General features: G+C 55.7%; 13 protein-coding genes and 1 tRNA gene. 1 reads left to right on the top strand and 13 read right to left on the bottom strand.

The features are described 5' to 3' along the window. Positions 1-10 precede the first annotated feature (10 nt). The 8 genes from aroC to ACO5R6_RS03400 all read right to left on the bottom strand — a co-directional run bounded on the left by aroC (position 11) and on the right by ACO5R6_RS03400 (position 7431). Entirely contained in the window at positions 11-1108 is a 1098-nt protein-coding gene (gene aroC / locus ACO5R6_RS03365) for a chorismate synthase (protein WP_485625780.1), read from the bottom strand. A gap of 178 nt (positions 1109-1286) precedes the next feature. Continuing rightward, positions 1287-2330, bottom strand: a complete 1044-nt coding sequence (locus ACO5R6_RS03370; RefSeq protein ID WP_485625781.1) for a lactonase family protein — start codon at positions 2328-2330, stop codon at positions 1287-1289. A gap of 8 nt (positions 2331-2338) precedes the next feature. Beyond that, positions 2339-3571: a peptidase U32 family protein gene (locus ACO5R6_RS03375; protein ID WP_485625782.1), complete on the bottom strand. Its 1233-nt coding sequence runs from the start codon at positions 3569-3571 to the stop codon at positions 2339-2341. Between the two features lie 9 nt (positions 3572-3580). Next, the gene (locus ACO5R6_RS03380) at positions 3581-4225 is read right to left on the bottom strand and encodes an O-methyltransferase (RefSeq protein ID WP_485625783.1); all 645 of its coding nucleotides are present in this window, start codon (positions 4223-4225) and stop codon (positions 3581-3583) included. A 4-nt stretch (positions 4226-4229) separates the two neighbouring features. Beyond that, entirely contained in the window at positions 4230-6191 is a 1962-nt protein-coding gene (locus ACO5R6_RS03385) for a ribonuclease J (protein WP_485625784.1), read from the bottom strand. A gap of 113 nt (positions 6192-6304) precedes the next feature. Continuing rightward, positions 6305-6577: a DUF1292 domain-containing protein gene (locus ACO5R6_RS03390; protein ID WP_485625785.1), complete on the bottom strand. Its 273-nt coding sequence runs from the start codon at positions 6575-6577 to the stop codon at positions 6305-6307. 148 nt (positions 6578-6725) lie between these two features. Further along, positions 6726-7139: a Holliday junction resolvase RuvX gene (ruvX, locus tag ACO5R6_RS03395; protein ID WP_485625786.1), complete on the bottom strand. Its 414-nt coding sequence runs from the start codon at positions 7137-7139 to the stop codon at positions 6726-6728. Between the two features lie 22 nt (positions 7140-7161). Next, positions 7162-7431 (bottom strand): IreB family regulatory phosphoprotein, encoded by a 270-nt coding sequence (locus ACO5R6_RS03400; RefSeq protein ID WP_485625787.1) that lies wholly within the window; start codon positions 7429-7431, stop codon positions 7162-7164. Positions 7432-7673: 242 nt separating this feature from the next. On the opposite strand from ACO5R6_RS03400, the gene ACO5R6_RS03405 reads away from it, so the two are divergent. Then, positions 7674-7746, top strand: a tRNA-Ala gene (locus ACO5R6_RS03405). A 20-nt stretch (positions 7747-7766) separates the two neighbouring features. Here ACO5R6_RS03405 and ACO5R6_RS03410 read toward each other — a convergent pair. The 5 genes from ACO5R6_RS03410 to ACO5R6_RS03430 all read right to left on the bottom strand — a co-directional run bounded on the left by ACO5R6_RS03410 (position 7767) and on the right by ACO5R6_RS03430 (position 11475). Continuing rightward, entirely contained in the window at positions 7767-8375 is a 609-nt protein-coding gene (locus ACO5R6_RS03410; protein WP_485625788.1) for a hypothetical protein, read from the bottom strand. A gap of 4 nt (positions 8376-8379) precedes the next feature. Next, positions 8380-9213: a metal ABC transporter permease gene (locus ACO5R6_RS03415; protein ID WP_485625789.1), complete on the bottom strand. Its 834-nt coding sequence runs from the start codon at positions 9211-9213 to the stop codon at positions 8380-8382. After that, on the bottom strand, positions 9210-9920 hold the full coding sequence (locus tag ACO5R6_RS03420) for a metal ABC transporter ATP-binding protein (RefSeq protein ID WP_485625790.1): 711 nt from the start codon (positions 9918-9920) through the stop codon (positions 9210-9212). The genes ACO5R6_RS03415 and ACO5R6_RS03420 overlap by 4 nt, the downstream gene beginning before the upstream one ends. 28 nt (positions 9921-9948) lie before the next feature. After that, positions 9949-10959 (bottom strand): metal ABC transporter substrate-binding protein, encoded by a 1011-nt coding sequence (locus tag ACO5R6_RS03425; RefSeq protein ID WP_485625791.1) that lies wholly within the window; start codon positions 10957-10959, stop codon positions 9949-9951. 93 nt (positions 10960-11052) lie between these two features. Further along, positions 11053-11475 carry a Fur family transcriptional regulator gene (locus ACO5R6_RS03430; RefSeq protein WP_485625792.1) on the bottom strand — a complete coding sequence of 141 codons (423 nt, stop codon included), beginning with the start codon at positions 11473-11475 and terminating at the stop codon, positions 11053-11055. Positions 11476-11578 lie beyond the last annotated feature (103 nt).

The following is an 11578-nucleotide window of genomic DNA, read 5'->3' on the forward strand; positions in this document are numbered from 1 at the left end:
CTGCACTGCATCAGACGGACCGATAGAAGTCAAGGACCCGGTCCATGCGAGATGACATGTTCTCAAAGAGCAGATCCACCAGGGCGATCGCCGCCATGGCTTCCACGACGACAACTGCTCTGGGAACAATCACCGGATCATGCCGGCCCGAGATCTCAATCTCAACCTCCTCTTTCGCCTCATTCACCGTCTTCTGAGGTCCGGCAATGGAGGGTGTGGGCTTTACTGCCGCCCGGAATACAATCTCATCGCCGTCCGAGATGCCGCCCAGAATGCCTCCGGCGTGATTGGTCTCCTTGGCAAGCTTCCCCTCTCTTATGATAAAGGAGTCATTGTTCTCGCTCCCTCTGGCATTGGCAGCCGCAAATCCGGAGCCGATCTCAAATCCCTTGACCGCTCCGATGGAGAATACCGCCTTGGCCAAGGAGGCGTCCAGCTTATCGAATACAGGCTCTCCCACGCCCGCGGGCATCCCCTGAATCCGGCACTCGATCACACCTCCGGAGGAATCCAGCTTCTTGATGCAATCTCTCAGATAGGCTTCTGCCTCCTGCGCCGCATCGGCATCCGGCATATAGAGGGGATTTTTCATGATCTGGTCTGCATCGTAGCGGCGACATGTGACCGGCCCGATGGACCAAGTATATGCTGAGACCGAAATCCCAAGTTCCATAAGAATACTCTTGGCCACTGCTCCGGCCGCTACGCGCGCAACAGTCTCTCTGCCGGAGGACCTGCCGCCGCCCCTGTAATCGCGAAAGCCGTATTTGGCGAAAAAGCCCCAGTCGGCATGCCCCGGGCGAAAGACATGAGCAATCTTCCCATAGTCCCCGGAGTGCTGGTCCGAATTACGCACCAGAAGAGAGAGGGGTGTGCCGGTGGTTTTCCCCTCGAAGAGGCCCGATAGGATCTCTATCTCATCTCCCTCTCTGCGCCCGGTGGTATAAGGGGATTGGCCCGGTTTGCGGCGGTCCATCATATGCCGGATCTCCTCCTGGCTCAGTTCCAATCCCGCAGGGACCCCGTCAATGACACAGCCCAGAGCCCTGCCGTGGGACTCACCCCAGCTGCTGACCCGAAAGTGCTTTCCATATGTAGATCCTGCCATATGCTTTCCTCTCTACTCTGATCTCTGTGTCCGCGTCGCTTGTCCTCCCCCGATCGACGGGCGCAAAAGAGGGATGACGCAGGAAAAGCCGGCCCCATACTCGCGCCTGCATCCGATGGCCCATGCGATATATGGCGGCCGACTTTGTATGAACACCTTTTTCCCCTCTGGCCTCAGATCAGCCGAGCTCGTGAATCAGGATACAATTGGGTGTTGACAGGCTGATTGGCTTGCTCTTCATAAGGGCATACTTCTTCTCGTGGTTGATGTGAAAAGCCCAGATCTCGTCACTGTCATGGTTCAGGACAAGATAGTCATCTCCCCCGGGCATAATGGCAAGATCCTTGGGGAAGTCGCCGGAAATATGCGTCGTGAAGAGCCAGGTCAGTTTTCCCTCTCCATCAATGGCATTGCAGGCGATCGAATTTCTGGCATCAACGGAGACATAGAGGTACTTGCCGTCCTTCGACAGTTCCAAGTCAGCGCTGGCGGCATTGCCCGCCTTGGTAAAGAGGTGCAGGTCTTGAATTAGGTCGAACTGAGGTCCCTTATCAAGGCTGTAGTCAAGGACCATCACAGTGTTGGAGGTCTCCGTCAGGACATAGGCCTGCTTTCCGTTCTCCCCGAAAGCCATGGTGCGGGGAGCGGAATTCATGGGACAGCGGATAATGTTCTCAAGCTTCAGCCTTCCCATCTCATAGTCAACCGCATAGATCTTGACCTGATCAATTCCCTTATCCACCGCGCAGAGGTACTTCTCATCCGGCGTCAGAATCACACAGGTCACATGGGGATCCTCCCGCTTCTCGACAGAGGAGAAGCCAAGCCTCTGATGGAAGATCCCATCTGCAATATCCCCGACAGAGCCGTCGGGATTCAGCCTCATCATGGTAACCCGTCCATCGTGGAAGCCACCGACAAAGGCGTAGCGGTTCCTGGAATCCAGGCAGAGGGAGTGACCCCGCATACCCCCGATCCAGTTGGTATTGATGAAGGTCAGGTCTCCCTTCTCATCCACCCGATAGGCGGACAGGCCCTCATCGACTGTTGCATAGAGATAGCGCCCATCCCCTGAGATTCGGATATCAGAGACATTGTCCGCTTTCACCCCGGCTCTCTCCTTAAGAACCGTCGTCTGCCCGTCCAAGTCATAGATGTGGATTCCCATGGGATCCTTCTGTGTGTAAATGCCGACATAAGCTACATACTTCCTGCTCGCCATATTCCCTCTTAGGCCTCCTCATGTCTTCGTAAGATGTCGTACTCCTCGACTGTGCCTCCCTTGATTCCGATCCAGACCTTCTGTCTGGCGTGAGGGCAGGAATCCTGAGGATTCCCCTCCGGGTCAGTGATCGAGGTCACCGTTACCTCTATATTATCCCCATTCGGCTTCATAATTTCAATGCTATCCCCGACACAGAACTTATTCTTCTGCTCGATCAGGAAGGTCTGATCCGGCCTGACCCTCTCTACCTGTCCCAGATAGGTTGCTCCCTTGACATAACTTGCGGATTCGTAGATCTGGTCCTCTCCGCTTGGCTTTCCGAAGAAGAAACCCGTAGAGTACTGACGGTAAGTGCAGGACCGGATCTGGTCCTTGTACCAGCCCATATGGGCCTGATAGAGGGCCGGATCTCTCAAGTAATCGTCGATTGCCCGCCGGTAGGTGCGGGCCACCGTAGCCACATAGAGGGCCGTTTTCATTCTTCCCTCGATCTTGAGTGAGTCAATTCCCGCCTCAATCATCTGGGGGAGGTACTCGATCATACACAGGTCCTTGGAATTCATAATGTAGGTCCCGTGAGCGTCCTCTTCGATCGGCAGATACTGCCCGGGGCGTTTCTCCTCCACCAAATTGTACTTCCAACGGCAGGCATGGGTGCACTCACCTTGGTTGGCGTCCTTGCCGGTCATGTAATTAGAGAGCAGGCAGCGGCCGGAGTAGGCCATGCACATGGCGCCGTGGACAAATGCCTCGATCTCCAGGTCCGGGTCAATGTGGTCCCGGATCTGTCGGATTTCCTTAAGTGACAGCTCCCTGGCCGCCACCACCCGGGTCGCCCCCAGAGAGTGCCAGAAGTTGTAGGTCCCCCAGTTGGTATTGTTGGCCTGGGTCGAGATATGGATGTCGATCCGGGGGCAGATCTCTCTTGCCAGCATGAAGACAGCCGGATCCGCAATCAATATGGCGTCCGGCCCGATTTGGGCCAGTTCTTTGAAATAGAGGCGGATCCCCTCCAGGTCCTCATTGTGGGCATAGATATTGGCGGTGACATAGACCTTGACCCCGCGCGCATGGGCAAAAGCGATCCCCTCCTCCATGTCCCGCCGGCTGAAGTTCTTGGCGTTGGCGCGAAGGCCAAAGGCCTCACCGCCGATATACACCGCATTGGCCCCATAGATGACCGCCGTCTTTAGGACCTCTAAGTTCGAGGCGGGGCAGAGCAGTTCAATCGGTCTCATCACACTTCCTTACTCTTTGACACGCACGCTGACTGCGAGGCCGTCACCGACATTCAGAATGTCTGTCACGAAGCGGTCGTCATGGGTCAGTTCCCACAGGTATTCCCGCATGCGCTTGTGTATGGTTCGATTGCGCCTGGTCACCAGATAGTGCGATTCCAGGATATCTCCCTCCTGGAGGACATTGTCCGTGACAATGACGCTTCCCGGCCGGCTCAGCCGGACCAGTTCCGGCCAGTAATTGATATACTGGCCCTTGGCCGCATCCATGAAGATCAAGTCGCAGCTCTCCTTGATCCGGGGCAGAAGTTCCAGGGCATCCCCCTCCAGGAGCCGGATCGTATCACAAAGGCCCATTCTCCGGAAGTTCTCTCTGGCGAGGACAATTCTGGGTTCATAATTCTCAAGGGTTGTGATCCTGCAATCGACCGGATTATATGTGGCCATAAAGGCGGCCGAGAAGCCGACTGCCGTTCCCACCTCCAGGATCCGGGCCGGACGACGCAGGGCCATCAGGGTCCTCAAATACTGCTGGGTGTCCTTTCGAATGATGGGAATGCCGGAGGCCAGGGCCTCCCGCTCAATCCCCGCCAGCTCTTCTGTCAGATCCGGGTAGAGAGAGCGCAGGTATCCCTTGAGTCTTCTGTCATCCATCCCCTTATACTTCCATAATAATCGGCAGGATCATGGGGCTTCTCTGCGTCTGCTTCCAGACGAAGGAGGACAGGGAATCCTTGACCTGGGTCTTGATCTCGGCCCAATCCGAGATTCCCTCCCTCTCACACCTCTTGACCGCCTCGTTTAAGACAGCTCTGGCGTCTTCCATCAGGTCCTCTGCCCCGCGCACATAGACGAATCCGCGGGATACCAGGTCCGGTCCGGCCACCACCTCGCCGGAGGCGGAGTCCATTGTCATGGCGACTATAATGATGCCGTCCTCTGCCAGCTTCTGCCGGTCGCGAAGCACAATGTTTCCGACATCTCCCACGCCCAGTCCATCGACCATGACAGCGCCGGTCTGCACCTTGCCGACCACCTTGTGGAAGTCCTCGTTGATCTCAAGCACATCGCCGGTCTGGATCATAAGGATATGGTCCTTGGGCACGCCGACCGCCTCTGCCAGGCGTCCCTGCGCCATGCGGTGCTTGATCTCTCCGTGTACCGGAATGGAGTAAGTGGGCTTGACCAGGGAGTAGATTAATTTGATATCCTCGGCACAGGCATGGCCGGAGACATGAACATCCTGGTTGACGATCTCGGCGCCCTTGGCGATCAGCTCATTCATGATCCCGGAGACCGACTTCTCATTCCCCGGAATCGGGTGCGAGGAGAAGACAACCACGTCATTGGGTGTGATCTGAACCTTGCGGTGTATTCCGTTTGCCATGCGGGACAGGGCCGCCATGGTCTCGCCCTGCGATCCGGTCGTGATCAGACAGATCTTATTGTCCGGATAGTTGCGGACCTCATTGATATCAATCAGGGTGTTATCGGGGATCTCCAGATAGCCGAGGGACGAGGCAATCCCGATGATATTGACCATGGACCGGCCCTCGACAACCACCTTGCGCCCATACTTATAGGCGGAATTGATAATCTGCTGCACCCGGTCCACATTGGAGGCAAAAGTGGCGATGATCATCCTCTGGGTCTTGTGTTCTGAGAAAATCGTGTCAATGGTATGGCCGACAGTGCGCTCCGAGGCGGTAAATCCGCTTCGCTCCGCGTTCGTGGAGTCACAGAGCAGGGCAAGGACACCCTTCTTCCCGAGTTCTGCGAAGCGCTGCAGGTCGATGGGGTCTCCGAAGACCGGGGTGTAGTCCACCTTGAAGTCTCCGGTGTGCACAATGGTTCCCGCCGGAGAGCTGATGGCGAGCGCTGCTGCATCCTGAATCGAGTGGTTGGTCTTGATAAATTCAACCTTGAACTGGCCTGCGCTGATGGTGGAGCCGAACTTGACGACCTTGCGCTTGACCTTGGACAGCATATGCTTCTCCTCCAGCTTGTGCTCGATGATCGCCATCGTGAGCTTCGTCGCATAGAGGGGGGCATTGATCTCATTGAGAACATAGGGGATGGCCCCGATATGATCCTCGTGACCGTGGGTGATGAAGAATCCCCGGATCTTGCTCTCATTGTCCTTCAGATATGTGATATCCGGAATGACCAGGTCCACGCCGTACATATCATCATCCGGAAAAGCCAGGCCGCAGTCGACCACAATAATGTCATTCCCGTACTCAAAGGCAGTGATGTTCATGCCGATCTGTCCCAGACCTCCCAGGGGGATAATCTTGACCGTCGGCCCATTGGCCTTCTTGCGGCCCCGGCTTCTGGCGCTTTTCACCTGGGGCGCATCGGCTTGGGCCGGGCTCTCCTGCCTTCTCGGACGTGGATTGCGTCTGGGTGCAGAGGCCTTTCCCGGATCCTCATCCCTTCTCTCTGTCCCGGCCTCAGCCCTCATCCGAGTCGGATTCGCCTGCTTCGGCTTGTCCCGATCCGTCCCCTCCTTGCGGGGGCTTCTGCGGCGATAGGTTCTGCCGGCCTGTTCCTTCTGCGTCTCCTTCTTTTGAGTTTCCTTCTTCTGAGTTTCCTTCTTTTGATTCATCTCTTCTGTCATATGTCATCCTTTCTTACATTTCAAATCAATCGATCAAAGGATCAAATTCCAATCTGCCTTGGGTCCCTGTTCTGCCTTGTGGCCCTGCGGCCCGCCGGCGTACACAGGACCTCTTATTCCCTGGCAAACTCCGTATCGTCCAAGAGCTCCTCAAAGAGCTTGGCAATCACCTCATACTCCCTGTCATCCTCGACCGGACCATAGGTGATATTCTCCTCATCCTCGCCGTCCTCGCGGAAGATAAAGGCCTCCGCATCCCCCTCCGGGGCATCCGTCACCAGAAGGTATTTCCTTCCGGCCAGACTGGTCTCCTCCAGGACATAGAGGGTCTTCGTCTCCTCGCTCCCGGTATCCGTAAATATAATTGTGGGAAGTCTCTCCTCCATCCTAAATCCTTTCCTGTTCCTTTCTGCCCAAAGGGCTGATCCCTTTGTCCCGGCATCGGCGGGGCTGATCAGACACTTGTCTCTGGCACACAAAAAAGAGTTCCGAAGCGGAGCTCTGTGATTACTATTTCATGCAGAAAAGGACCTGTCATTGACGCAGGTCATCCATATAACGCTCTAAGATCAGCTGCGCGGACAGGACATCGATATGCTCCTTGCGCCTTTCGGCGGCGACCCCGCATTCCTCCAGGATCTCATCCGCTTCCACCGTAGAGAGCCTCTCGTCATACATCTCAACCGGAAGGCCGGTCCTTCTGGCAAGCTGATCAGCAAAGGCCCTGGCCCTCTTGGCCCTTTCACCCTCACTGTCATCCATATTCAGGGGGAGTCCCACAATAATCCGGCGGATCTCCCTCTCCCCGGCAATCTGCTCGATTCTGGCCAGGGTCCTCCGCAGCTTGTCCTCCCGCTTGCGCCAGACGGTCTCCACCGCCTGCGCCGTGAGCCCCAGGGAATCTGTGCAGGCCACACCGACGGTCCTGGCTCCGTAGTCCAGTGCCATCAGATGATCCCTTCCGTGAGTCTTACGCATGGTCCTTCAGTTCACTGCGGATATAGGAGCAGAGCAATTCCTCGACAATCTCATCCCGCTCCAGCTTCATGATCAGGCTTCTGGCCCCATTATGGCTTGTGATGAATGTGGGATCTCCCGACATGATATAACCTACGATCTGGTTGGAGGGACTGTAGCCCTTCTCCACCAGGGCATCGTAGACAACCCGAAGGATCTCCTTCGTGCTCACTTCATTATCCTTGGTCAACCTGAAATACTGCGTATTTTCTAAATTCTGCATATGAATCACGCACCTTACTGCTTATAAACAAGCATCGTCTTATCAATTCTAATACACCTATTCCCGGATGTAAACCATCCTTTTGCCGCCGGAGTGATCCGGCCGGGCCGGGACGGGACGGTCGGGACCTCCGGCCGGGACCGGACCGGTCCGTCTTCGGTCTCTTAGAATATGCCCGCATCTTCTGCGAAAATATGCTTGTCTGATGTGAGAGACTCTGTTATCCTAGACACATCCGATCCGGGGGCGTAGCTCAGTTGGGAGAGCGCTTGAATGGCATTCAAGAGGTCATGGGTTCAAGTCCCACCGTCTCCATTTTTCTTTACCGGTTCTATTTACCAGTTCAAATCCGCATCTCTTAACCTGCAGTACTTGTTTTGACCCCCATTTTCCTGATAGGTCTCAAAGACTCCGGTCACACAGATCTCTGCGTCTTCTTTCGGATATTCCTCCGGATATTTGTGACTGCCATCTCCCCAGACGAATTCAATTCCATTCTGACAGCAGCCCTGGGCGTCCTTGATGATGCAGCAGTAATAATTCTGCCCTTCGACAGGCACCACATTCAGAATTCCCGCAATCTTGACCCTCTTTCCGATGAATTTATCCGGCTCGGTCATCATCTGAAAGACATTGGCGTAGACCATATCCTTGCCCATCTTCGTCAGGTCGAGGTCCACACTTTTAAGGTCCTTCTCCTGCCCGGTCTCCTTCGACCCGCTCGTCCCGGCTCCCGCCTGCTCTTTTTGTTCCCTTGCCCCGGATTGACCCGTCGGTCCCCCGGAGGAGGCATTCTCTTTTTGAATCTGTCCCTGGATGGTGTCCTCGACCTTGTTCCCCTGACTTCCCCGACTGACCGCCCGGTCAGAAGAACAAGCCGTAAGAAGAAAAAGGGAGGACAGGATCGCTATGGTCTTCACAAGACACTTATATGAATTCATCATTCCATCAACCTCTGATCTTTCCTATGACAAAATGCAGGAAGAAGACTCCCATATCAAAGAGGACTACAGTTGCCCCCACCGGTGTGGAGGCGAGAATCGACAGGATAATCCCGCATCCGGCGCCCAGCATGGACAGGAGGGCCGCATATACCACGGTTCCCCGAAAGCTTCCGAACAGCTGCATGGCGGAGAGGGCCGGAAAGATCAGGAGGGCTGTGATCAGAAGCGACCCGACCAAGTCCATGGCCATCACGATGATGACTGCGATCAGGACCGCGATCAGGGTCTGATAGGCCCTGACCGGTATTCCGGATGCCCTGGCGAAGTCCTCATCGAAGATCACTGCGAAAATCCGATGGAAGAAGAGGACGAAGACCAGGACCGACAGGACCGACATGAGAAGACAGGCCTGCACCTGCGCCCGGGTCAAAGTCAGAATGGACGTGGACCCGAAGAGGGTTGTGCAGACATCTCCCGAGACATTGGCCGAGACCGAGAAGACATTCATGATCAGGTAGCCGGCCGCAAGGGTACTGACCGACATGACGGCGAGCGCCGCATCCCCGTGCACCCGCTCGCTTGATCCGAAGCGAAAGAGGACCAGGGCGCAGATGACCGTGACCGGCAGGATCAGGAGGCTGTTGTTGGACAGTTTTAAGACGGCGGCCACCGCCATCGCCCCAAAGGCCGCATGGGACAGCCCGTCTCCGATATAAGAAAAGCCCCTGAGTACGAGAATCACGCCCAGCAGGGCGGAGCACATGGCAATCAGGATCCCCCCGATCAGAGCCCTCTGCACAAAGGGAAATTGCAGATAATACATCAATGAGTCAATCATAGGTCTCCCGATCCTTCTTCCCATTCCCTGAGCATAACCCACTGCCTGCTCTTCCGGTAATCATCCCGTGTCCCGTAAAAATGCTGCCTTCTTCCAAGCTGGAGGACATGACTTGCGTATTCCAAGGCCCCCAGATCATGCGTGATCATCACGATCGTAACCCCGGATCGATGGAGCTCTTCCGTGATCTTGTAGAGCTGATCTCTTGTCGCCGGGTCAAGCCCCGCCTCCGGCTCATCCAAGACCAGGATTTTGGATGCCGCGCAGAGAGCTCTCGCCAACAGGGCCCGCTGCTGCTGCCCCCCGGACAGGCTCCGATAGCTCCTCCCCCGCATATTCCACATGCCAAGCTGTCTTAATCTGGTCTCGCACATCTCCTTCTGGGCCGCAGTATAGAAGAGACGGCGGCTCTTTGCAATGGTCCCCGACAGGGTCAGCTCCCAGACTGTTGCCGGAAAATGCTTCTGGTAAGAGGTCTGCTGGGGCAAGTAACCGATCTCCTGCGGCTTCAGCCCGTCTCCGACCGTCATCCCCCCGGACACCGGATCGAGCAGGTGAAGAAGGGTCTTCATCAGGGTGCTCTTTCCGACGCCGTTCATCCCGACCAGGCAGAGATAGTCCCCCTGGTTGATCTCGAAGTTGAGGTCGCTCGCCACCGGCTTCCCCCCGTATCCGACCGATAAGTTCCTGCATCTGATATATGACATGGATCGTCTTGCTCCTCTAGCTTAAGTCTTACTTGAGTGCCGCCTTCAGAACATCCAGGTTCTCTTCCATGGCCTTCAGGTAGTTTCTGCCCTTTTCAATATCCTCTCTGCTGACCGACTGAAGCGAATCCAGGGTCAGGATCTTCTGATTCTTATCCCGGGTGTTCTCCCGGATGGTCTCCGCAATCTTATGATCGGACTTCTCAATCGTGAGAATGACCGGCAGATGGAGCTCATCGACCTTCCCGGCCAGAAAGCTGACCGTCTGAAAGCTGGCCTCTGACTCGGCGCTGCAGCCCACGAAGGCAGCGTAGTATTTCAATCCGTAGTCATCAATCAGATAGCGGAAGGGGAAGCGGTCCCCGAAGAGGACCGGCTTGTGCCCCGTCTTCTTGATCTCCTCGGCATAGGTTTGGTCTAGGGCCTCGAGTTTCTTCTGGTAGGCCTTCGTGTTTGCATCGATTGCGTCTGCGTCAGCGGGATCTATCTTCTTCATATGGTCTGAGATCAGACCCGTCAGCTTCCGGGCGTTCTTGAGAGACAGCCAGACGTGCTCATCGTACTCCGGCCCCTTGTCGCCCTCTTCTTCTTTCTCTTCCTCCTTCTGCATTCCCTCTACGACTTCCTCTTCCTTCTTACCGTCGCCCAGGGAATCCAGCATGTTCACAGTCCTAAGAGACTGATTCTTGGAATCCTTAAGAGCATCCGCAACCCAGGCGTCCGATTCGCCCCCCACGTAGATAAAGAGATCGGCCCCCTCGATTTTCGCCATGTCCGTTGCGCTGGGCCGATAACTGTGCAGATCAACCCCGCTCTCCATCAGGTAAGTCAGCTCAAACTTATCCTTGAGATCGCCGACCAGGTTCATGACCCAGTCATATTGGGGAAATGTGGTGCATACAATCTTGTACTTATCCTGCTTGGCCCCCGCCTCCCTGGAGGAAGCCTTCTTGTCTTGCCCGGCTAAAGGGCGGCATCCCGTGAGCGCAGTGAGGATGAGAGTCAAGGCTAGTAGCAGGGATATCACTCTTCTTTTCATTTGATTTCTAAATCCTTTCCATGAAATCGCTCATTTGAATCGCACTTTTGAATCACTCATTTGCTCTGCCCCATCCGTCTTGCGAGGCGATCGTCAGACGGGGGCGCCTGTCTTGGGCCTGCAACTGTCGCAGTAGCCGGATAAGCTGCTGAGATCCGTCAGGACAGAGAAGCCATACTCTTCTTGTACCCTCTGCAGAAAATCCTCCGCGAAGACTTTCTCGAGGTGGATGACGCGCCCGCAGGTCCTGCATCTGGCGTGCAGGTGGTCATGACAGGCAGACCGGTCTGTGGCGCTCTGGTAATAGAGCCGGTCCGCGTCATTGGGGCGAAAGGCCAGCAGGCGACGGTCCTGCGTCATGCGGTCCAGTGTCCTGTAGATCGTGGCCCGATCCACGGTCTGTCCCTGTTCTTCCATGTCCCGGATCAGGCTTCCCGCGTCAAAGACCTCTTCCGGATGCCTGCGCATATAATCTGCAATGACTCGAACCCCTTTGGATTGATATCGCTTCTGCATGGCCCTCTCCATTTTGCAACTCGCTTGCATTTTATATCATAAAAATCCGCCCCCGCTTTGTCAATACAAAAGGCGGCCGGGAGAGATTCTCCTGCCGCCTGTA

The sequence above is a fragment of the Shuttleworthella sp. genome (genome assembly GCF_057251025.1).

Coding starts and splice junctions, on each gene's coding strand:
- ACO5R6_RS03390 (WP_485625785.1), bottom strand. CDS start 6,577: ATGGAGGAGAGACTTCCCACAATTATATTTACGGATACCGGGAGCGAG.
- ACO5R6_RS03375 (WP_485625782.1), bottom strand. CDS start 3,571: ATGAGACCGATTGAACTGCTCTGCCCCGCCTCGAACTTAGAGGTCCTA.
- ACO5R6_RS03370 (WP_485625781.1), bottom strand. CDS start 2,330: ATGGCGAGCAGGAAGTATGTAGCTTATGTCGGCATTTACACACAGAAG.
- ruvX (WP_485625786.1), bottom strand. CDS start 7,139: ATGGCACTGGACTACGGAGCCAGGACCGTCGGTGTGGCCTGCACAGAT.
- ACO5R6_RS03400 (WP_485625787.1), bottom strand. CDS start 7,431: ATGCAGAATTTAGAAAATACGCAGTATTTCAGGTTGACCAAGGATAAT.
- ACO5R6_RS03420 (WP_485625790.1), bottom strand. CDS start 9,920: ATGTCATATATCAGATGCAGGAACTTATCGGTCGGATACGGGGGGAAG.
- ACO5R6_RS03425 (WP_485625791.1), bottom strand. CDS start 10,959: ATGAAAAGAAGAGTGATATCCCTGCTACTAGCCTTGACTCTCATCCTC.
- ACO5R6_RS03415 (WP_485625789.1), bottom strand. CDS start 9,213: ATGATTGACTCATTGATGTATTATCTGCAATTTCCCTTTGTGCAGAGG.
- ACO5R6_RS03430 (WP_485625792.1), bottom strand. CDS start 11,475: ATGCAGAAGCGATATCAATCCAAAGGGGTTCGAGTCATTGCAGATTAT.
- ACO5R6_RS03410 (WP_485625788.1), bottom strand. CDS start 8,375: ATGATGAATTCATATAAGTGTCTTGTGAAGACCATAGCGATCCTGTCC.
- aroC (WP_485625780.1), bottom strand. CDS start 1,108: ATGGCAGGATCTACATATGGAAAGCACTTTCGGGTCAGCAGCTGGGGT.
- ACO5R6_RS03380 (WP_485625783.1), bottom strand. CDS start 4,225: ATGGATGACAGAAGACTCAAGGGATACCTGCGCTCTCTCTACCCGGAT.
- ACO5R6_RS03385 (WP_485625784.1), bottom strand. CDS start 6,191: ATGACAGAAGAGATGAATCAAAAGAAGGAAACTCAGAAGAAGGAAACT.